At 67.5% G+C, this 21,389-nt stretch carries 20 protein-coding genes; 5 read left to right on the forward strand and 15 right to left on the reverse strand.

The window, feature by feature from the left end; translation table 11 throughout:
* Positions 1-120: 120 nt before the first annotated feature.
* The 11 genes from MLGJGCBP_RS32530 to MLGJGCBP_RS32580 form a co-directional block, all read right to left on the reverse strand.
* Positions 121-1,311: a CaiB/BaiF CoA transferase family protein gene (locus MLGJGCBP_RS32530; RefSeq protein ID WP_160100805.1), complete on the reverse strand. Its 1,191-nt coding sequence runs from the start codon at positions 1,309-1,311 to the stop codon at positions 121-123.
* Entirely contained in the window at positions 1,312-2,283 is a 972-nt protein-coding gene (locus tag MLGJGCBP_RS32535) for an EamA family transporter (RefSeq protein ID WP_160100807.1), read from the reverse strand.
* A gap of 5 nt (positions 2,284-2,288) precedes the next feature.
* A complete protein-coding gene (locus MLGJGCBP_RS32540; RefSeq protein ID WP_072937270.1) occupies positions 2,289-3,074 on the reverse strand; it encodes an enoyl-CoA hydratase-related protein in 786 nt (261 codons plus the stop codon).
* A gap of 116 nt (positions 3,075-3,190) precedes the next feature.
* A complete protein-coding gene (gene menB, locus MLGJGCBP_RS32545; RefSeq protein ID WP_160100809.1) occupies positions 3,191-4,048 on the reverse strand; it encodes a 1,4-dihydroxy-2-naphthoyl-CoA synthase in 858 nt (285 codons plus the stop codon).
* Between the two features lie 103 nt (positions 4,049-4,151).
* Positions 4,152-4,910, reverse strand: coding sequence for an SDR family NAD(P)-dependent oxidoreductase (locus tag MLGJGCBP_RS32550; RefSeq protein WP_087560821.1), 759 nt, complete (start codon positions 4,908-4,910; stop codon positions 4,152-4,154).
* Between the two features lie 38 nt (positions 4,911-4,948).
* The gene (locus MLGJGCBP_RS32555; protein WP_160100811.1) at positions 4,949-5,872 is read right to left on the reverse strand and encodes a hydroxymethylglutaryl-CoA lyase; all 924 of its coding nucleotides are present in this window, start codon (positions 5,870-5,872) and stop codon (positions 4,949-4,951) included.
* Positions 5,873-5,891: 19 nt separating this feature from the next.
* Positions 5,892-7,130, reverse strand: a complete 1,239-nt coding sequence (locus tag MLGJGCBP_RS32560) for an acetyl-CoA hydrolase/transferase family protein (RefSeq protein WP_160100813.1) — start codon at positions 7,128-7,130, stop codon at positions 5,892-5,894.
* The gene (locus MLGJGCBP_RS32565; protein ID WP_160100815.1) at positions 7,130-8,323 is read right to left on the reverse strand and encodes a thiolase family protein; all 1,194 of its coding nucleotides are present in this window, start codon (positions 8,321-8,323) and stop codon (positions 7,130-7,132) included. Before MLGJGCBP_RS32565 ends, MLGJGCBP_RS32560 begins: the two co-directional genes overlap by 1 nt.
* A complete protein-coding gene (locus tag MLGJGCBP_RS32570) occupies positions 8,323-9,072 on the reverse strand; it encodes an SDR family NAD(P)-dependent oxidoreductase (protein WP_160100817.1) in 750 nt (249 codons plus the stop codon). Before MLGJGCBP_RS32570 ends, MLGJGCBP_RS32565 begins: the two co-directional genes overlap by 1 nt.
* Positions 9,072-10,238: an acyl-CoA dehydrogenase family protein gene (locus MLGJGCBP_RS32575; RefSeq protein ID WP_160100819.1), complete on the reverse strand. Its 1,167-nt coding sequence runs from the start codon at positions 10,236-10,238 to the stop codon at positions 9,072-9,074. The genes MLGJGCBP_RS32570 and MLGJGCBP_RS32575 overlap by 1 nt, the downstream gene beginning before the upstream one ends.
* A 72-nt stretch (positions 10,239-10,310) precedes the next feature.
* A complete protein-coding gene (locus tag MLGJGCBP_RS32580) occupies positions 10,311-11,390 on the reverse strand; it encodes an acyl-CoA dehydrogenase family protein (protein WP_160100821.1) in 1,080 nt (359 codons plus the stop codon).
* Positions 11,391-11,507: 117 nt separating this feature from the next.
* Here MLGJGCBP_RS32580 and MLGJGCBP_RS32585 point away from each other — a divergent pair, with 117 nt between their 5' ends.
* Positions 11,508-12,269: a FadR/GntR family transcriptional regulator gene (locus MLGJGCBP_RS32585; protein WP_201453253.1), complete on the forward strand. Its 762-nt coding sequence runs from the start codon at positions 11,508-11,510 to the stop codon at positions 12,267-12,269.
* Positions 12,270-12,333: 64 nt separating this feature from the next.
* Here the strand turns inward: MLGJGCBP_RS32585 and MLGJGCBP_RS32590 are convergent, their stop codons facing one another.
* Positions 12,334-14,289 (reverse strand): AMP-binding protein, encoded by a 1,956-nt coding sequence (locus MLGJGCBP_RS32590; protein WP_160100825.1) that lies wholly within the window; start codon positions 14,287-14,289, stop codon positions 12,334-12,336.
* A 2-nt stretch (positions 14,290-14,291) separates the two neighbouring features.
* Positions 14,292-15,467: an acyl-CoA dehydrogenase family protein gene (locus MLGJGCBP_RS32595; RefSeq protein WP_160100827.1), complete on the reverse strand. Its 1,176-nt coding sequence runs from the start codon at positions 15,465-15,467 to the stop codon at positions 14,292-14,294.
* 62 nt (positions 15,468-15,529) lie between these two features.
* Here MLGJGCBP_RS32595 and MLGJGCBP_RS32600 point away from each other — a divergent pair, with 62 nt between their 5' ends.
* On the forward strand, positions 15,530-15,982 hold the full coding sequence (locus MLGJGCBP_RS32600) for an FAS1-like dehydratase domain-containing protein (RefSeq protein WP_160100829.1): 453 nt from the start codon (positions 15,530-15,532) through the stop codon (positions 15,980-15,982).
* Entirely contained in the window at positions 15,979-16,395 is a 417-nt protein-coding gene (locus MLGJGCBP_RS32605; protein WP_160100831.1) for a MaoC family dehydratase, read from the forward strand. The genes MLGJGCBP_RS32600 and MLGJGCBP_RS32605 overlap by 4 nt, the downstream gene beginning before the upstream one ends.
* 64 nt (positions 16,396-16,459) lie before the next feature.
* Here MLGJGCBP_RS32605 and MLGJGCBP_RS32610 read toward each other — a convergent pair whose 3' ends face one another.
* Complete coding sequence (locus MLGJGCBP_RS32610) at positions 16,460-18,142, reverse strand: AMP-binding protein (RefSeq protein ID WP_160100833.1); 1,683 nt, start codon at positions 18,140-18,142, stop codon at positions 16,460-16,462.
* A gap of 108 nt (positions 18,143-18,250) precedes the next feature.
* Positions 18,251-19,030 carry an enoyl-CoA hydratase/isomerase family protein gene (locus tag MLGJGCBP_RS32615; protein ID WP_087560736.1) on the reverse strand — a complete coding sequence of 260 codons (780 nt, stop codon included), beginning with the start codon at positions 19,028-19,030 and terminating at the stop codon, positions 18,251-18,253.
* A 252-nt stretch (positions 19,031-19,282) separates the two neighbouring features.
* Here MLGJGCBP_RS32615 and MLGJGCBP_RS32620 point away from each other — a divergent pair, with 252 nt between their 5' ends.
* Both MLGJGCBP_RS32620 and MLGJGCBP_RS32625 read left to right on the forward strand, forming a co-directional pair.
* On the forward strand, positions 19,283-20,407 hold the full coding sequence (locus tag MLGJGCBP_RS32620; RefSeq protein WP_160100835.1) for a helix-turn-helix transcriptional regulator: 1,125 nt from the start codon (positions 19,283-19,285) through the stop codon (positions 20,405-20,407).
* Positions 20,400-21,371 (forward strand): helix-turn-helix transcriptional regulator, encoded by a 972-nt coding sequence (locus tag MLGJGCBP_RS32625; RefSeq protein ID WP_236581494.1) that lies wholly within the window; start codon positions 20,400-20,402, stop codon positions 21,369-21,371. Before MLGJGCBP_RS32620 ends, MLGJGCBP_RS32625 begins: the two co-directional genes overlap by 8 nt.
* Positions 21,372-21,389: the final 18 nt, after the last annotated feature.

A 21,389-nucleotide genomic window follows, 5' to 3' on the forward strand; every position in this document is an offset into this window, starting at 1 on the left:
GGCGATGCCGGGTTCCGGCCGGTCGAGCGTGAACGTTTCCCATGTCGTGGGCTCGGTCACGAGGTCACTCCTTCTCATTTCGGCGATCCCAGGTGGTCGCCGCAAGTTTTTTCGTGGTGGTCAGGTCTCCGCGACGGCCTCGCGTATGGCCCCCGAGGCCAGCCAGTCGGCGGCGTGGCCGGGGTCGATCTCCCAGTCGGTCAGGATCTCGGTGGTGTGTTCGCCCGGCAGCGGCGGACGGCGATCTACTGCGGCCGCGGTGCGGCTGAATCGCGGCGCCGGCGCGGGTTGGACGAGACCGTCGACGTCGACGAATGCCTTTCGTGCGACGTGGTGCAGGTGGGACGGCGCCTCGTCGACGTCGAGGACGGGCGATATGCAGGGTGTGAGTCCCTCTCCTGCCGCGAGCCAGTCTGCGAGCGTGCGGCCGCGCACGGCGTCCGCGAAGATCTTTTTCATCCGCGGCCACTGCGAGCGGTCGTTCTGCTCCGGGAGGTCGTCCGGGAGATCGAGCAGCGCAACGAGGTCGGCGTAGAAGTGCGGTTCCATCGCTCCGACGGCCAGCCACTTTCCGTCCGCGGTCTCGTAGGCGTCGTAGTACGGCGCGCCGCTGTCGACGATGTTGGTGCCGCGCTCGGGGTTCCACGTCCCGGTCTGTGCGAACCCGAAGAAGGGTGTCGCCAGGAGTGCGGCCCCCTCGACCATCGAGGCGTCGACCACCTGCCCGAGTCCCGACCGCTGCCGTTCGAACAGCGCCGACAGCAACCCGAACGCGAGGAGCATTCCCCCGCCACCGAAGTCGCCGATCAGACTGAGCGGCGGCGTGGGCGGCTGGCCCTGCCGTCCGATGAGCGACAGGGCACCACTGAGCGCGACGTAGTTGATGTCGTGGCCGACGTGCTGAGCGAGCGGTCCGTCCTGACCGAAACCGGTCATGCGTCCGTAGATCAGCCCGGGATTACGTGCGGCGCAGTCGTCCGGCCCGATGCCGAGTCGCTCGGCTACTCCGGGCCGGAATCCCTCGATCAAGATGTCGGCGTCCGCCACGAGCGAGAGCACCACCGTGGCGCCGTCCGGATGTTTGAGGTCGACTGCGAGTGAGCGGCGACCGCGATGCAGCAATTCGGTGCGGAAGTCGGCGTTCGGACCGACCAGCCCCGGATCTGCGGCGCGGTCCAGGCGAATCACGTCGGCGCCGAGGTCGGCGAGGAGCATGGCACAGAACGGGCCGGGCCCGATCGAGCCGATCTCGACCACCTTCAGGCCCGACAACGGCCCGGTGAACGAGCGTGTCTCGGTGTCCTGCACCATCTACTCGCCTCCCGTCCGTTTTTGGTCTGATAATAATACCTTGAAATCGTTCGGGGTGGAATCCCTCCGCCGGCGCGGCCCGGCTTGCGCACTGACGACCAGTACGACAGAGAGCAGCACGACCACTCCCCCGATGACGAGAACCGGTGTGACGGGCTCGGACAGAACGACCGATCCGAGAGCCACGGCCACCACCGGATTCACATACGTATGGGTGGCCACCAGCGGCAACGGTGCGTGATGCAGCAGCCACGCGTATGCGGTGAATCCGACGATCGAGCCGACGATCACGAGGTACCCGAACGCGCCCCACGCGCGGAGTCCGATCTCGCCGCGTAACCGCTCCCCTGTCGCAACCGACGCGAGCGTCATGGCGGCACCGGCCGCCAGAAGCTGATACGTCGCACTGACATACACGTCGCGGGGCAGCCAGATTCGGGGCTTGATCCACGACCCGAACGACCAGGACACACTGGACAACACGACGACCGCCACGCCGAGGAGCGGGAGTCCCGCGTGCTCACCACCGTGGGGCAGCACCAGGACCGCGAGGCCGATCAGCCCCACACCGACGCCGGCCAATTCGAGAACCCGTGGACGGTCGCCGGACAGCGTGCGGTAGATGCAGATCCACAGCGGCACCATGGCCACGAGGAGCGCCGTCACCCCGGAGGGCACGCCGTGCAGCTGGCCGACCGAGGTCAGGCCGTTTCCGCAGGCGAGCAGCAGCACACCCAGGAACGAAGCGCCTGCCATTTCCCGCCAGGTGAGGTGCAGCCGCCGCCAGCCACCGCGAAAGGCCAGGAAGGCGGCCATCAACAGGGCGGCAAGGAGGAAACGTGCACCCATCGAGCCGAGAGGAGGGGCCTCGTCGATCACCAGACGGATCGCGAGATAGATCGATCCCCAGATCACATAGACGAGGAAGAGGGCCAGCGTGATCGCACCCCTCCCGGCACGCCCCGACGTCATGGCGCTCAGGAGAATCGCGGAGCGCGCTTCTCGAGGAAGGCGGTGATGCCCTCCTTCGCCTCTCCGTTCTCGAACAGGTCCTGCTCCTGGGCGACCTCGAACCGGAAGCCCTCCTCGAGCGGGGTGTCGAACGACGCGTCGACCGTGCGGATGACGGCGCGCTGCGCGGGCAGCGACATCGTGCACAGCTCGGCCGCGAGCGCCTGCGCTGCGTCCGTGGCGGTGCCCGCGTCGACGAGCCGGTCGATCAGGCCGATCGCATGCGCCTCGGCGGCGAGGACCTGGCGGGCACTCAGCATGATGTCCAGGGCGCGGCCACGGCCCACGAGACGCGGAAGGCGCTGCGTGCCACCGGCTCCGGGGATGAGGCCGAGCTTGACCTCGGGCAGCCCGAACTTCGCGTCCGCCCCGCCGACCCGCAGGGTGCAGGCCATTGCCAGTTCGAGGCCGCCGCCGAGCGCGAGGCCGTCCACCGCGGCGATCGAGATGCGGTCCGCGGACGCGAGTCGGTCGAGCGCCCCACGGAGTCGATCCCCGTACGCGGTGAACGACTCCGCGTCCACGGACGACATGTGCTTGATGTCCGCGCCGGCCGCGAAGAAGCCCGGAATGTCGGAGCGGACGACGATCACCTTCACCGATCCGTCGGCGTCGGCTGCGTCGAGTGCCGCGTTCAGGCCGTCGATGATCGGCAGCCCGAGCGCGTTCGCCGGCCTGCGTTGCAGCGTGATCGTCATGACGCCGGCGTCGACGTCGCTCCACGCGACTGCGGGCGTTGCGGTTTCCGACATGCACACCATCCTTCTCGGTCCAGTCCCACGTGAGTGGCAATGTGCACGCGGGCACACCGTGCCACTCACCTGAGGTATTGCGCCAATCATACTAATTGTTGGACCGAAAGGGAAGATCAGGGCCGACGCGGGAACTTCTCGAACTCGGGGCGCCGCTTTGCCTTGTACGCCTCGCGCCCCTCCTTCGCCTCCTCGGTGGAGTAGAACAGCAGGTTCGCGTCGTGGGCGAGCTGCTGGATGCCGGCCATCCCGTCCTCGGCGGCGTTGAAGCTCGCCTTCATGAGCCGCAGCGCGAACGGCGACAGCTGGAGCATCTCGCGGCACCACTGCACGGTTTCCCGTTCCAGGTCGGCGAGCGGGACGACGGTGTTGACCAGCCCCATCTCCCGCGCCTGCTCTGCGTCGTACTGACGGCACAGGAACCAGATCTCCTTGGCCTTCTTCACCCCGACGAGTTCGGCGAGCAATCCCGCGCCGTAGCCACCGTCGAACGACCCGACCTTCGGGCCGACCTGACCGAACCGGGCGTTGTCCGCGGCGATGGACAGGTCGCAGACCAGGTGCAGAATGTGGCCGCCCCCGATCGCGTAGCCGGCGACCATGGCCACGACCGGCTTCGGCAGCCGCCGGATCTGGACCTGCAGGTCGGTGACATGGAAACGGCCGACACTGCCCGACTTCCCCGGTTCGGTGAGGTAGCCGGTATCCCCGCGCACCCGCTGATCGCCACCCGAACAGAACGCGTCGGGACCCTCACCCGTCAGCACGATGACGCCGACCGAGGAGTCCTCGCGGGCATCGACCAGGGCCTCGGAGATTTCCATCAGCGTCTGCGGACGGAACGCGTTGCGCACCTCCGGCCGGCAGATCGTGATCTTCGCGATCCCGTCGCCGCTGTGCTCGTATCGGATGTCCTCGAACTCACCTACTGTCGTCCAGGACACGAAATCCGTTGTATCACCGTTGTTCGTCATGAAGCGATCATAGGCACACCTGCAAACGATCGTTATCGGCCGAGCCCGCAAACGACGAAGGTGCGGCCCGGAGAACGGGCCGCACCTTCGCAATCGCCGTGGATCAGGACATCGTCAGGCCACCGCTGACGGACAGGGTCTGTCCGGTGACGAATTCTGCTGCATCGGAGGCGAAGTACGCCACCGCAGCACCGATGTCGGTTGCCTGGCCGAGCCGCTTCATCGGCACGGCGCGGGTCATGCCGCCGATCACCTTGTCGGCGTCCTGGCCGGAGCTGTCCGCGAACTTGCGCAGCGCCGGGGTGTCGGTCGGGCCGGGGCACACGGTGTTCGCGGTGACACCCTTGGTCGCGATTTCACGGGCGAGGGTCTTGGTGAAGGCGATGATGCCGCCCTTGGCACCCGAGTAGACGGCCTCGAGCGACGATCCGACGCGGCCGGCGTCCGAACCGATGTTGATGACCCGGCCGAAGCCGCGCTCGACCATGCCCGGGACGGTCGCCTGGATGACCCGCAGCTGGCCCTTGAAGTTGATGTCGAGGATCCGGTCCCAGAACGCCTCGTCGGTCTTCAGGAACGGCATGAAGTCGTCCCAGCCGGCGTTGTTGACGACGATCTCGACCGGGCCGAACTGCTCGGCGACCTGCTTCACCGCGGCCTGCACGGACGCGGTGTCGGTGACGTCGACGGGCACGGCGATCGCCTGGCCGCCGGCGTCGCGGATACCGGCGGCGGTCTCCTCGGCGACCTCCAGGTTGAGGTCGGCCACCGCGACGCGGAAGCCCGCTGCCCCGAGGGCGTCGGAGATGCCCTTGCCGATGCCCTGTGCACCGCCGGTTACGAATGCGACTCGATTACTCATGTTCTTCTCCGTGTTGTGGTGTTCGTGGTGGAAAGCGGTCAGCGCGGGCTCGCGGCCCATTCGATGGGGCCCGCGACGATCGAGTGACTGGTGAGCTTGCGGCCGAGCACCGTCTGGGCTTCGCGCGCGGCCTCGATGACCCGCGGAAGATCGAGACCGGTCTCGACGCCCATCTCGTGGAACATACTCACCAGATCCTCGGTGGCGATATTGCCCGTCGAGCCCGCCGGAACGGGGCAGCCGCCCAGCTCCCCGAAGCTCGATTCGAAGCTCGCGCAACCTGCTTCGAGTGCAGCGTACGCGTTGGCCAGGCCCTGACCACGCGTGTTGTGGAAGTGTGCGGTCACTTCGACGCCGGGCAGCCGGTCGAGCGCTGCGGCGAAGAATTCCGACGCGTACGCCGGGTTGCACATGCCCGTGGTGTCGCCGAATCCGATTTCGGTGGCGCCGGCCTCGGCGAACCGTTCGGCCAGGTCGAGCACGCGTCCCAGGTCGACCTTGCCCTCGAACGGGCAGCCGAACGACGTCGCGATCACCGCCGCGCAGTCGAGACCCTCGGCGACGATCCGCTTGGCCATGACGTCGTTGTCGGCCATCGTCTCGTCGACCGTGCGGTTGACGTTCTTCTTGTTATGGGTCTCCGACGCGCTGACGAAGATCGCGACCTCGTGGAACTTGTCGCGCACCTTCAGTGCGTTGTCCAGCCCCCTGCTGTTGGGGACGAGCACCATCAGCTTGGTGTCGTCGGGCACCTCGATGCGCGACAGAACCTCGACGCCGTCAGCCAACTGCGGGATCACATCGGGGCGTACGAAACTGGCGACCTCGATCCGGGTGAACCCCGCCCGTCCCAGAGCGTTGATCAACCGGACCTTGTCGTCGGTCGGGATGTGCTCCGGTTCGTTCTGGAAGCCGTCACGCGGTCCGACCTCCCGGATCTGGACCCGCTGCGGACGTGCCATGGCGTTGACTCCTTTCCCCTCACTCCGTTGCGGACGCAAGGTCGTACTCCTCGAGATCGAATTCCAGCCTTTCGCGGTGCTCGGGTGCCGCCACGGCGATCATGCGGCGCGCACGCTCCCCGAGGGAACATCCGCGCAATGCCGCGGCACCGTGTTCGGTGACCACGAAATCCACGTCGGCGCGGGCGGTGGTGACCGCGCCGTATTCCAAAGCAGTCTTGATCGTCGACTCCCCACGCGAATCCGCGCGCATCGCAATGATCGAGCGGCCCCCGGTCATCGCCGCGGCCCGGGAGAAATCCACCTGGCCCCCGACGGCACCGGCGTACGTCGTGTTGCGCAGTTCCGCGCCGACCTGCCCGGTCAGGTCCACCTCGATCGCCGAGTTGATCGACACGAACGATCGCAGCTGCGAGAGAACCTGCGGCGCATGGGTGTAGCTCGCCGGGCGGAAGGCCACCGGAAGGCCCGGCAGCCGGTCGTACAGTGCCGCCGTTCCGAGCGCGGCGCCCGTCACGTGCAACCCCGGGTCGATCTCCTTCCGCGCGCCGGTCAGCACGCCCCGGTCGATCAGGCGGAGCGCCGCGTCGGAGATCATGCCGGAATGCATCCCGAGGTCCTTGTGACCCTCGAGGGCGGTGAGGACGGCGGACGGCAGCGTCCCGACGCCGATCTGGATCGTGTCTCCGTCCGCCACGAGATCCGCGACGTTCCGCGCGATCGCCAGTTCCACCGCGGCGGGCTCACGGTCCGGCGCCTCGAGCAACGGGCGGTCGGTTTCCATCACCGCGGCGAACCGCGACAACGGAATTCGTGGTGCACCCAGTGTGACGGGCATGCGCCGGTTGATCTCCGCGATGAGAACCGGTGTGTGGTCGAGGGCGTCCGCGATGTAGTCGACACCGACCCCGAGCGAGCAGTTCCCGGCCGAGTCGGGCGGTGACACCTGCACGAACCCGACGTCACACGGCAGCCGCCGTTCGGCGAACAGCCGCGGCAGCGCCCCGTAGTGGCAGGGCACGACCTCGAGGCGCGCGAGGCGGCGGAGTTCGCCGAGGCCACCGTAGGAGACGATGGAGAGTTCGTCGGGCAACTCGCTCGTCAACCGCCGATTCCAGGTCAGCCCCACGAACGCCCGGAGCGGGCCGATCGACGACACCTGGTCGAGCAGGGCGTGGACGAGCGGGGTGGGTTCCGCGCTCGTCTGGCTCCACCAGATTCCGTCGCCGGGCCGGATGTGGGGCGTCAGGTCGATCATCAGCCGATCCGCTGGATCAGGGTCGCTGTTCCCAGGCCGCCGCCGCAGCACATGGTCACCAGACCGATTTCGGCGTCACGCCGCTCGAGTTCCGCGACGATGGTGGCGATGAGACGGGCACCGGTCGCGCCGACGGGGTGACCGAGCGCGATCGCACCGCCGTTGACGTTGACCCGGTCCATGTCGGGCTTCAGTTCCCGCTCCCAGGCCAGGACGACCGAGCTGAATGCCTCGTTGACCTCGAAGAGATCGATGTCGTTCATGCTCATTCCGTTGCGGTCGAGCAACTTCCGGGTGGCCGGGATCGGACCGGTCAGCATGATGATCGGGTCCACCCCGACGGTGGTCTGATCGAGGATCCGCGCCCGGGCCCGCAGTCCGTGCGCGTCGACGGCCTCGCGGGAGGCGAGCAGCACACCGGCCGCCCCGTCCGAGATCGGCGACGAACTGCCCGCCGTGATCCGGCCGTTCTCCCGGAATGCCGTCTTCAGCCCGGCCAGGCTGTCGAGGCTCGTTCCGGGGCGGATGGTCTGGTCGGTGGACCGGGTCTCACCGGCGAGGTCGAGGGGGATCATCTCGGCGTCGAAACGACCCGCCTCGATGGCCTCGGTCGCCAGACGATGGGAGCGGACGGCGAACTCGTCCATCTCCTGCCGGGTGATCTCCCACCGGTCCGCGATGAGTTCGGCGCTCTCGCCCTGGTTCACGAAGTCGTACCGGTCGCGCAGCGCTTCCGGCCACGGGTCGCCGTACAGTTCGGAGATCTTGGCCGGTGAGTTCATCGGCACGTGGCCCATGTGTTCGACACCGCCGGCCACGACGACGTCGTGGGTGCCGGAGCCGACCAGGGCGGCGCCCATCTCGACAGCCGTCTGGGCGGATCCGCAGCGGCGGTCCAGGACGACGGCCGGGACCTCCGGCGGGTAGCCGGCCTGCAACCAGGCGTTGCGGCCGATGTTGCGGGACTGCTCGCCGAACGGTGCGGTGCACCCGATCACGAGGTCCTCGACCGTCGCCGGAGCGAGCCCGCTGCGGCGGATCAGGTCCGTGTACACGGCGCCGAGCATGTCGTTGGGATGGGTGTCGCGGAACCAGCCGCGGTCGGGGTGCGACTTGCCCATCGGGGTGCGCGCTGCTTCCGCGATGATCACCTCGCGGGAGGAACGCTGGAAGGGGTTGCGCTTCTCGGCCATCAGATCACCGTCCCGCCGTCGACGGGCAGCACCTGGCCCGTGATGTACGCCGCGCCGTCGGAGGCGAAGAACACGAAGCTGGACGAAATCTCGTCCGGTTCCGCCCAGCGGCCCAACGGGATCCGCGCGAGCGTCTTGGCGGCGAGCTTCTCGTTGCTCCGGATGTTCTCCGTCATCTTGGTGGCGGCGAGCGGCGCGAGCGCGTTGACCGTCACCTGCTTCTTGGCGAGTTCACGTGCCAGCGACTTCGTGAGACCGATGATGCCCGCCTTCGCGGCACCGTAGTTGGCCTGCCCGATGGTGCCCACCAGGCCGGCCGCGGACGTCACGTTGATGATCCGCCCGCTGCCGTCGGTGGGCAGGTACGGGAGGACGGCCTTGCTGCAGACGAAACTGCCGACGAGGTGAATGTCGACGATGCGACGGAAATCGTCTTCTTCGAGGTTCGGGAACATGGCGGGCGCGATGGCGCCGGCGTTGTTGACCAGGATGTTGAGCGTGCCGCCGTTCAGTGCGGCAGCCTGCTCCGCGGCCGCGGCGGCCGCCTCGCCGTCGCGGACGTCGAGGGCCGCGGATTTCGCCGAACCGCCGGCCGCGGTGATCTCCGCGGCCACGGCCGCAGCGGCGTCACCGTCGACGTCGGTGACGAGCACGGCAGCACCTGCTCGCGCGTAGGCCTGCGCGACCGAGGCACCGATGCCGCTGCCGGCACCGGTCACGAGGGCGGATTTTCCGGTGAGTTCGAACATCAGTAGCTCCTGGGAAGGCCGAGGACGTGCTCGCCGAGGTAGTTGAGAACCATCTCCTGGCTGAGCGGGGCGATCTTGGTGAGGCGGGCTTCGCGGAAGTACCGGGCCACGTGGTACTCCTCCGAGTAGCCCATGCCGCCGTGGGTCTGCAGGGCGCGGTCCGCGGCCTGGAAGCCGGCGTCGGCGCAGAGATATTTGGCCATGTTGGCCTCGCGGGCGCAGGGCTTCCCGTTGTCGTAGAGCCACGTCGCCTTGCGGAGGACGAGTTCTGCGGCGTCGAGCCGGGCGAGTGAATCCGCGAGCGGGAACTGCAGACCCTGGTTCATGCCGATGGGACGGCCGAACACCTCACGTTCGTTGGCGTACTGGACGCCGCGGCGCAGGGCGGCCCGGCCGATGCCGAGGGCCTCCGAGGCGACGAGCATGCGCTCCGGGTTGAGGCCGTCGAGGATGTACCGGAAGCCCTTGCCCTCCTCGCCGACGCGATCCTCGACAGGGATCTCGAGGTTGTCGATGAACAACTCGTTCGACGTGACCGCGTTGCGCCCCATCTTCTTGATCGGGCGGATGTCGACCTTCGAGCGGTCCAGATCGGTGAGGAAGAGCGTCAGACCGTCCGTCTTCTTCTTCGCATCTTCGAACTTCGTGGTGCGAGTGAGAAGGAGAATCTTCTCCGACTCCATCGCCTTCGAGATCCAGACCTTGCGGCCGTTGACGATGTACTTGTCGCCCTCGCGTCGCGCGAACGTGGTGATCTTGGTGGTGTCGAGGCCGGCACCGGGCTCGGTGACACCGAAGCAGACGTGCAGGTCGCCGTTGACGATCCGCGGGAGCGTGCGCTGCTTGAGTTCCTCGGAGCCGTGCACGATCACCGGGTGCATCCCGAAGATCGACAGGTGCATCGAACTCGCGCCGTTCATGCCGGCGCCGGACGCGGCGACCTCCTCCAGCAGGATCGAGGCCTCGGTGATGCCCATACCGTGCCCGCCGTAGGCCTCCGGCGTGGTGATGCCCAGCCAGCCGCCCTTGGCGAACGCGTCGTAGAACTCGGTGGGGAATTCGTGCGCACCGTCCTTCTCCACCCAGTACTGCTCGTCGAACTTGCCCGCGAGCTCTCGCACCGCATCTCGGATCGTCGCCTGATCCTCGGTCAGATCAAAGTCCACAGCACGTCCCGTCGTCGTTGGTTCCGTTTGGACTTAAATTACTAAAGGACAGACCAAAAAGTCAACGGTCGATCATCCGGCGGCAGGCAGCAGGGGGAGATCGCGCGCCAGGCGCTCGTTCCACACGCTCGGTCCGCCGAACAGCTTCTCGTCGAGCTTGGCGCGCTTGTAGTACAGATGCAGGTCATGTTCCCAGGTGTAGCCGATCGCGCCGTGCATCACGAGAGCACTGTCGGCCGCCTGCACCGCATTGCGCGGCACCTGCGCCTTGGCGACCGCGGCATGGATCGCACGGTCGTCGAGGCCGAGATCCACCGACGCCGCGGCGTAGTAGGCGATCGAGCGTCCCGCCTCGACGGAGACGAGAATGCCTGCCGCAGCGTGCTTCACGGCTTGGAACGACCCGATCGGGACGCCGAACTGCTGACGCTGCTTGCTGTAATCCACCGCGAGTCGCAGCATGCGGTCCATCGCGCCGAGCGCGTCGGCAGCCACGAGCACGGCCGCCCGCAGCCCCGCCTCCTCGAGCGCGGTCGCCGCGTCGACGTCGAGGCGCTGTCCGGCAGCGTTGTCGAACCGGACGTCCGCCGCCGCGCGGGAGGGGTCGAGGAGACGCCGCGGTTCGACCGCAACGCCGGGGTCGTCGACGCGCACGAGATACAGAGCGGCCGTGCCGTCGGGGTCCGTGGCCGGGACGACCAGCAGTTTCGCCCGTTCGGCGCCGAGCACCGTCGCGACACGACCGGTCAGCGCGCCGGCCTCGCCGACGCGCACCGAGTCGGTGAGACCGAACGGACGGGTCGCATCGACGGCGACCGCGGCGAACCCGCCCCCGGCGAGCACGTCGGTGGCGACGTCGACGGGCAGCACGGGTGCCGCGAGAACCGACGCGGTCCAGGCGCTCGACGGAGCGGCGTACCGGGCCAGCGCCTCGGCGGTCAACGCCAGTTCGAGCAGACCACCGCCCTGACCACCGATCTTCTCGTCGAGACCGGCGGAGAACCAGCCCTCCTCGACGAACTTCTGCTCGAATTCGGCAGGATCTCCCGATTCACCCCACTTGCGGACATTCGCCGGAGCGGCGAACCGTCCGAGCCAGCCGTCGAGGGCTTCGGTGAACATTTCCTGCTCTTCTGACAGTTCCCAGCGCATACAACTGGTCCTCTCGATGAGACGAAGAATAGGCTGCAAGACGAGTGCAGCGAGAACCCAATGGTATATTAGGTCTGACCGTTAGACCAGAGAGGGCGGGGAGTCATGCCACCAGCCGTGCCGAACACCACCCGGAACGGACGTTCCTCCATTCAGTTGGCACCGATGGAGGTACCGAAGGCGTCGGACGTCCTTGCCAACGAACTGCGCGAACGCATTCTCAGCGGGGACTACGTCGAGGGCACACCGCTGCCCCCGGAGCGTGAACTCGTCGTCCAGACGAAGATGAGCCGCACCACGGTGCGCGAGGCCCTCCGCATCCTCGAGGTGCAGGGCCTCGTCCGCATCAAGGCGGGCCGGGCCGGTGGCGCCTTCGTTCAACGTCCGGGTGAGCAGTCCATGGCAGACACGGTGGCACTGCTCATCCGTGGCCGTCAGATCCGCCTCGCCGCACTGCTCGAGACCCGCGAGGCGATCGAACCGTTCTGCGCACAACTCGCCGCCCGCCATCGCACCGACGAGGATCTCGCCCGCCTGGACGCCGCCAACGAGGACATCGCCGGAGCAGGCGACAATCTCGACGACTTCCTTCAGGCGAACATCGACTGGCACGTCGCCGTCGCGAGCGCCAGCCACAACGAACTGTTGTCGGGTCTCATGATCTCGCTCTCGCGGGCCATCTACGCCGCAACCGAGAACGAGGGCTTCATCGACGACAAGGTCCGTGAGATCACCGTCAAGGCGCACCGCTCGGTGACCAGGGCAATTCGCGAGAAGGACTCCGAAGCCGCGGTACGACGCATGAGCAGGCACGTCCACTCGTACGCCGAGTCGATCAAGGACTTCGAGAAGCGCACCGACATTCCCCTCGACGAATAGCGTCTCAGTCTCCCGCTTCGACGGCGAAGGCCCCACACCGTGCGGTGTGGGGCCTTCGCCGTCCTCACGACGCTGCGTCGCTCGCCCCCGCGACCACTGCGCGGATCTCGTCGACGGCCTCCGGGTTCTCGGCTCCCGACAGGTCCCCGGGATCGATGTCGAGCGCGGCGGCCCGCACCGCTCGGCGCAGGATCTTCGCCGACCGGGTCTTCGGCAGGCGCGACACCCGGTGAACAGCGCTCGGCGCGAACGGTTTTCCGAGTTCCGCGGCAACGCTGGCGACGAGTTCGGCCGAGATGTCCGTCGTGTCGGCGTCTGCGCGGGGAACCCAGAACGCCCAGACCGCCTCGCCCTTCTTCGGGTCGGGGACACCGACCGCCGCCGCCTCGGACACTGCCGGGTGCGCGGTCAGTACGGCCTCGACCTCCGCCGGCGCGAGACGCTTTCCTGCCACGTTCATGACGTCGTCCGACCGGCCGCGGATGTACCACTGGCCGTCGTCGTCGACGAGGGCGTAGTCGCCGTGCCGCCACATGCCGGGGAACGTGGACCAATACGCCTCCAGGTAGCGTTCCTCGTCCTTCCACACCCCGCGCGTCATCGACGGCCACGGCTGCCTGCAGACGAGTTCGCCCTGTTCGCCGCGCAGGGAGCGTCCCGCGTCGTCGACGACGTCGACGTCCATACCCAGGGACGGACCGCCCAGCGAGCAGCTGCGGATCGGCTCAACCGGATACGGGGCGAGGAACGAGCCGCCGACCTCGGTGCCGCCGGAGAAGTTGATGATCGGCACCCGGTCGCCGAACACGTCCCGCGCGAGCCACTCGTACGAGTCCGGGTCCCACGGCTCGCCGGTGGACCCGATCGTGTGCACCGACGACAGGTCGTACCGTGCCGCGACGTCCGTGTCCCGTCCGCGCAGGGTACGGATCAGCGTCGGTGAGACACCGAGCATCGTCACCCGGTGACGCTGCGCGAGCTGCCACAACCTGTCGGTGTCCGGCACGTCGGGCGAACCTTCGTACAGCACGAGGGTTCCGCCGTTGGCGTGGGTACCGATGATCGACAGCGGGCCCATGATCCAGCCCATGTCGGTGATCCAGCAGAACACGCCGCCGGGCTTCAGGTCGAACGAGTACGCGACCTCGCTGGCCGTCTTCACGAGGAACCCGGCGTGCGTGTGGACCGCGCCCTTCGGCTTGCCGGTCGTACCGGACGTGTATGCCAGCGCGAACGGCTCACCCGCATCCATCGCCTCCACCGGGCCCGGATCACCGGCGTTGCCGAGGAGCTTGCCCCAGGAGATGTCGCGGTCGGTGGAATCGACCGGGACTCCGATGTTCTCGACCACGACGACCGACTGCACCGTCGGGCACGAGGCCAGCGCGTCGTCGAGGGCCGGTTTCATCGTGACGGACTTGCGTCGGCGGACCGTTCCGTCCGCGACGATCACCACCTTGGCGTCCGCGTCCTGGATGCGGGACGCGATCGCGCTCGGAGCGAACCCGGAGAACAACGGAACCAGCACCGCACCGAGCCGGGCGACGGCATATACCGACACGACCGCCTCGGGGATCATCGGCAGGTACAGGGCGACGGCGTCGCCCTTGCCGACGCCGAGTTCCCGCAGTCCGGCCGCAGCCCGCTCGACGTCCGCCGCAAGTTCGCGATACGAGAGGCTGCGGACCGTGCCGTCCTCGGCCTCGTGCGCGACGGCCGTCCGGTCCGCGACCGCGGGATCGGCGAGCCACCGCTCCAGACACGCGTCGACGACGTTGGACGTGCCCCCGACGAACCACTCCGGGTACTCGATTCCGCGTGAGGTGTCGAGCACCTCGCGGTACGGCGACCGGAACGGCAGCTCGAGGTCGCGGACCACGGCATCCCAGTACCACCGCACGTCGGCGACGGAGCGGGTGCGGAGTTCACCCAGGCCCGAGAGACCGTGGGCGCGGGCGAGCCGGGTGACGTTGGCGTTCTCGACATACTCGTCGGTGGGGCGCCAGGTGTAGTCGGACACGGTCAGCTCCTCGGCATTTCGAGCATGCGCTCGGCGACGATGTTGCGCTGGATGAAGGTGGAACCGCCGGCGATGGCGGTGCCGCGGGCCTGATATGCGAGCCGTTGCCACCGCGCAGTCTTCTGCTGCTCGTCGTCGAGGGCGAATTGCCCGCCCACCGGTTCGAGGGACAGCCGGAAGTCCGCGAGTTCCTCGACGAGGGGGCAGAAGAACAGCTTGCCGATGGACGTGACCGGCCCCGGTGGGCCGTCGTTGGCCGCGAGGGTGATGACGCGCTGACCGATGAGGTAGTGCACGAGGGCCCGGCCGTAGAGATCGGCCACCTTCTGCCGGATCACCGGGTCCTCGCCGAGCGGGCGACCCGCGTCGTCGGTCATCCCGGCGATGTCGGAGACGATGTCGTCGACGGCACGTTTGGTGTTGACGCGGCCCGTCGCGATCGCCACCCGCTCGTAGGCGAGCGTGCCCATCGCGACCTTCCAGCCGCCGTCGACCTCGCCGACGACGAGCTCGTCGGGGATGAACACGTCGTCGAGGAACACCTCGTTGAACTCCGCCTCGCCGAGCATGTGCGCGAGCGGCCGCACGGTGATTCCCTCGCTGTCCATCGGGACGAGGAAGTAGGTGATGCCCTTGTGCCGCGGACCGCCACCGGTGCGGGCGAGCAGGATGGCGTGGGCGGCGATGTGCGCGCGGCTGGTCCAGATCTTCTGCCCGTTGACCTTCCAGCCCCCGTCCACCTTGGTGGCCTTGGTGCGGAGGGAGGCGAGGTCGGACCCGGCATCCGGCTCCGAGAACAGCTGGCACCAGATCTCTTCACCGGTCAGGATCGGGCGAAGGAACCGTTCCTTCTGCGCGGGCGTCCCGAAGTCGATGATGGTGGGGCCGGCGAAATCCTCACCGATGGTATTGAGGCGCTCGGGTGCGCCCACCCGGTCCATCTCCTCGGTGAAGATGGCCTTGCGGATCGGGTCGGCCGCCTGGCCGCCGTACTCCTTCGGCCACGACATCCCGCCGTAGCCGGCGTCGAAGAGCAGCCGCTGCCACTGCTGCCAGAACGGCACCTTGTCGACCAGATCGACCGGTTCCGGCCACGGCAGCGTCGGGACCGCTTTTTCGGCCCACTCCCGGACTTCTGCGCGGAATGTGGCCTCGTCTGGGGAATCAGCGAGCTCCATTGCACCCTCCTCACGAATTTAGGCTCAATGATACTATAGGTCAGTCCAAAAAGGAGGCCTGGATGTCCGACCCACTTCCCGCCGGCGTCGTCGATCGCGTCGAATACGACGTCGAACGCGGCAAGATCCGCGAATTCACGCGCGCCACATTCACCACCGATCCCGTCCACACGGATCCGGCCGCCGCGCGCGACGCCGGCTTCCCCGATGCGCCGGCCACTCTCACGCACACGGTCGTCGCCGGACACCAGCGCGACCAGCGCGCATTCGTCGACTCGTTGGGCCTGGCCCTCGCGCGGGTAGTGGTCGGTTCGGTCACGTGGACGTATCTGCGACCGCTCACCGCCGGCGACCACGTGGTGGGCACCCGCCGCGTCGTGGCCGACGAGCAGCGAGAAGGCAAGCGCGGCGGGACGATGCGTGTCGTGACCCTCGAGACCGAGTACGTCGATGCCGACGGTGAAGCCGTGGTCCGGCTCGAGGAAGTCCTGATCGAACGAGGAGAGCAGCGATGAGAACACCGGCCAAGGTACGCGTCGGCGATTCCCCGGACCCCCGGGTGGTCGGCCCGGTCACCCAGACCGACATCGTGCGGTTCGCCGGGGCGGGAGGCGATTTCAACCCGCTGCACCACGACCCCGCATTCGTGGCCACGTCTGGTTTTCCGGGCGTCATCGCGATGGGCCAGATGCAGGCCGGAATCTTGGCCGGCTGGCTGTCCGACACGTTCGGTGTCGAGCATGTGCGCTCCTTCGGCGTCCGGTTCGTCGCTCCGGTCTTCCTCGGCGACACGCTGACCCTGGGCGGCACGGTGGTGTCGATCGACGAGACCGATGACGAGTCGCTCGCAACGCTCGATCTCGTCGCCTCCGGAGACAAGGGCCCGGTGGTCACCGGATCGGCGACGGTCGTGGTGGCCTCGACCTGATCACCCTTCTCGAACAATACGAAAGGGGGCGAAGCCGAACGGCTTCGCCCCCTTTCCCGTTCGATCAGCTCACGGCCTGCGCCCGTTCCCGGTCGGCCGCGATCTTCGCCGCGATCTGCTCACGCAGTACGTTCTTCTGGATTTTGCCCGTGGCTGTCGTCGGCAGCGCTTCGACGATCTCCAACCGCTCCGGAACCTTCTGGATCGCCACCCCCTGCTCGAGCAGGTAGGTCTTGATCTTCTCCAGGGTGATGTCGCCGTACCCGGGGGCGGCAACGAGGTACAGGCACACCGCCTCCCCGAGTCGCTCGTCCGGCATCGCGACCGCCGCGACAGCGCGGACCGCGGGATGCGCGGCGAGGAGGTCTTCGACCTGACGCACACTGATGTTCATGCCGCCGCGGATCACGATGTCCTTGGTCCGGCCGGTGACGCGCACGTAGCCGTCCTCATCCATCCGGCCGAGATCCCCGGAGAGGGAATAGCCGTCGGGAGTGAACAGCTTCGCCGTCTCCTCGGGGTTGTGGAGATATCCGAGCATGTGCATGGCGCCCTTGTACGCGATGTCGCCCTCTTCGCCGCGCGGAACCTCGTCGCCGAGTTCGTCGACGATCTTCACCGACTGCATCGGCAGTGGGCGGCCGTCCGAGGTGAGCGACCGTTCGGGCTCGTCGTCGACCGTGCACATGGTGGTCGTGACATTCTCCGAGCGGCCGTACAGGCTGAGTACCTGCAGGCCGGGGAACAGGTCGGCCGCCTTTGTGACGATGCTGGCGGGGATCGGGGCGCCGGCCGCCACCCACAACCGCATGCTGCCGATGTTGTGCACGGCGGGGTCGTAGGCGTCCATCAGCATCTGCAGGAACGTCGTGGCGCTCACCGCGATCGTGCAGCCGCGTTCCTTGATCTGTTCCATGCCGCGGGCCGGTTCCCACACCTCGATCAGATGCGACCCGGCCCCGTGCATGAGCGGCAGGATGATGCTGGTGACCAGGCCGGTGGTGTGGGTGATCGGCGAGGGTCCGAATTGCACGTCGTCGGGGGTGTAGGCGAACCCCTTGGCCAGCAGGCGAGATCCGCAGGCCATCGTGTTGAACGTGTGAATGCAGCCCTTGGGACGGGACGTGGTGCCGCTGCTGTAGACAATGACGAACGGCTCGTCCGGACCGACGCCGGGCCCGAGTTCGGCGATCGCCTCGTCGGGGCCGATGTCCGCGAACAGCGACTCGAACGACACCGCACGACCAGGCAACTCGCCGCTCCCGCGGACGACCACGACATCCTCGAGCGACTCGACGGCACCGAGGATGCTGGTGTACATCCCGGCGTAATCGAACTTCTTGAAGCTCTGCGGCGTAATCGCCAGCCGCACACCGGCGTTACCGAGGATGTACTCGACGTCGTCGCGGCGGTAGATCGGCATGATCGGCACCAGGACGGCACCCAGTCGCGACAACGCGACGGAAATGACCGCGAATTCGATCCAGTTCGGAACCTGCACCGACACGCGGTCGCCGGCGGCGATGCCGTGACGCCGAAGGCCCACCGCAAGACTCAGCGCCTTGTCACGCAACTGCCGGAAGGTGATGTCACCACTGGTGTCGTCGGTCAGGAAGACACGGTCGCCCCGCTCGGCGACCTGAACCTCGAGCAAGTCGAAGAAGGTGTCGCGGTGCCACTGCCCGGTGGCATAGAACTCTCGGATCTGTTCGTCCGAATAGCGATCGGTGACCGATGCGAACGCCATGGGAAGCCTTCCTCTGTGCGCAGATGTGGAGAGGGAAATAGAAACTCCGTGTTGGCCCTCACAATATAATGGTTAGACCGAAACTGCAACGAGTTCCCCGAACGGGGATCATCGCATGCTCCATACGGGAGAACGCTTTTCGCGAAACGCGGTGACACCCTCGACGATGTCCTCGGTGGTGAACGCGAGAGCGAGCTGGGACTGCAGTGCCGTGAGTGCATCCGGCAGCGACATGTCCCGGGTGTTGTTGATCGCCTCCTTGCCCAGACGCATGAGCAGCGGCGATTTGCCGGCGAGCCGCCGCGCCCACGCCCGGACCTCCGCCTCGAAGTCGTCGTCCGGGATCACCCGGTTCACGAGTCCCAGTTCGAGCGCCTCCGCGGCCGTGATGAGCTCGCCGTACATCATCAGCTCGTTGGCCTTCAGTCGCCCGACGTTCCGATAGATGAGGGCAGAGATCATGAACGGAAAGACACCGACGTTGATCTCCGGGCACCCGAACCGGACCGACTCCTTGGCGAGCACGAAATCGCACGCCAGCGCGAGACCGAACGCACCGGCCAGCACGTCGCCTCCTGCCGCACAGATCACCGGCTTCCCGAGACCGCCGATGAGCTGATACAGCCGCGGGAAGCGATCCAGACCGGCATATTTGACGATCGTGGGCGTCTCGCTCGCGAACGCCTTGAGGTCGCCGCCCGCCGAGAAGATCTTCTCGTGCGAGGACGCGAGCACGACCACCCGCACGTCGTCGTCCCCACGCGCACGTTCGAGTGCGGCGAGCAGCTCGTCGAGCACGTCGTCGGACAGCGCGTTGCGGGTTTCGGGGCGATCGAGAGTGAGGACGGCGATGTGCTCGTCGACGTCGTATCGCACGGGGTGCGCCATAATGCCGATCCTTTCGATTTTGGTCTTACCATTCGACCCTAGTACGACGACAGCATTCAGGACAAGAACCCGTTCGCATCTCTTTTCGCGGACTGCGTGACGTAATTGGACTGACCATATACATTAGAGTGAGGCCGCTGACGGTGCGCGAAAACGTCCCGAGCGACACCTCCTATACTGTGCGTTACGTCACAGGAATAGGCGACGGTGTCGTTGTCATCCGTGCGGCGGCCGCGGCGCGAGGAGTGGTGAGTGGTCATTTCGACGAGTTCGTTCGAGCTTGCCGAGCAGGCAGTCGCAGAGTTGCAGGAGCTTCTCGGAAGCGAACCGAACCTGATCCGGCTGGCAGACGGCGAGCCCGACCTGACGGTGATCCGTGCGTTCGCGGCCCGGAAACTGCGTGAAGGTGTCGCCTCCCCCGAGCACACCCTGCGTCTCGCCGAACTCGTGACGCGACTCGACGCCGCGAGCCGCGACGACATCGCCCGCCGACTGCGCGTGCACAGTGCCCAGTTCGAGGCATTGCAGCGGGTCGTACGTGCGCTCGACACCGGCTCGGACCGCATCGCCGAACTCGTGACACAGGAACTGTGCACGAGCCTGGGATACGGCAAGGCGATGTTCTCCGTGGTCCGCGGTTCCACCTGGTCTCCCGTCGCGCTGGCGGTCAACCCTGAACTGACGGGGGACTTCCACGAACTCGCCACGGCCATCGACGGACGCGAGATCTCGCTGCGCGACGCCCCCCGCGAAGCCGAACTCGTCCGGCGCCGCCGGCCCTACGCTGTGGACGCCGCCGACACCTACCGGCACACATACCGCCCACTCATCGATCTGTCGCGACCCGCCGGATACATCGCGGTTCCCATCGTCGTCGACGCCCGCGCGGTGGCGATGATCCACGTCGACCGTCAGAGCGACAGCCTGTCCGACACCGACGTCCACATCGTCGGAGTGCTGGCGGGCGCGTGCGCCTCGTCGAAAGAACGCGCCGACCTGCGTCGGCAGATCCATACCCGCAACGAGCACGTCGACGCCGAGATCCAGCGGCTCACGCAGGCACTGCGACACCTCGAGCAGCCCCTGACGATGCCGGAACTCGCCACGTTCGACCTCCCCCACGCCGGCGCGCAGAGTGGGGAGGACACGTCGCAGGCACCCGTCGTGCCGCGCGCGCACACCTTGACCGCTCGCGAGCGCGAGGTGCTCACGCTGATGGCAACGGGGGCGACCAACGCGGCCATCTCCCGTCGCCTGTGCATTTCCGACGGCACCGTCAAGTCCCATGTCCAGCGGATCTTCAAGAAACTCGGCGTCTCGACGCGGGCCGAGGTGGCGGCGCTGTGCGCCAACGCCAAGACGGTGTCCGGTGGCTGACGCGCCACACCCCGACGAGATCACCACGGACACCGAACTCGATCGCGCCATCGCGGACGTCCTGACCGAGATGAGGGTGGCCGACCCGTCACGATCGACCGAACTCGGGAGACGCCTCGTCGACCTCCTCGACCGCAGAAACGCCGCCGACGCGAATCGGACTGCCGACATCGGCACGGTCGCGGCGGGCATCGATCGCGCGGTCCGCGCATTGGACGACGCCTCCTCGAGCGCGGAACTGATGCGCCGCGCGTGCGAACGCGTCGCGGAATTGTGCTCTGCGAAAAGGGTTGTCCTGTCCCGCCTCGACGGAGACCGGATCATTCCCGTGACCTGGTTCAGCGCAGACCCCGGCACGATGCCGTCACCGCCGGCCGAATTCGACATCGTGGACGGTTCACCGGAGGCCGAGGCGCTCGCGACGAATACGGTCAGCGTCGGCCCCGACGTCCCCGTCGCACTGCAGGAACTGCTGGGCGTAAACGGTTTCACCACCGCTCCGGTCGTGGTCGGCGGCGCCGCCGCCGCGCTCGTGCACGTCAGCTCCCCCTTGGACGACACTCGCCGTCGCGCACTGGGGGTATTCGTCGAAGTTCTCGGCGGGTGCTTCGAGCGAGTCGGCCTGGAATCGCGACGTGAACGTCAGAACGCGCTTCTGCACGACAGCGCTCGGCGATGGGCCGGCGACACCGACGTCGACACGGCGCCTCCCCGCGGCGCGTCCGAACTCGCCCCGGCGCAGACCGACCCCGACGCCGCCGAGCAGCCCCTGCTCGACCCCCTGACCGACCGTGAAGCCGACGTCGTTCGATTGGTTCTCACCGGGGCATCGAACTCGGCTATCGCCGAGGAACTGGTCATCACGGTCGACACGGTGAAATCCCACGTGAAACGCATCCTCCGGAAAACCGGCGCCACCAACCGCGCCGAACTGATCGCGAGGTATCAGTCCGGCACCCGGTGACGCGCGGGTGGAAACCCC

Source organism: Rhodococcus sp. T7 (assembly GCF_009872365.1).
In the GTDB taxonomy this organism is placed as follows: Bacteria; Actinomycetota; Actinomycetes; order Mycobacteriales; family Mycobacteriaceae; genus Rhodococcus_F.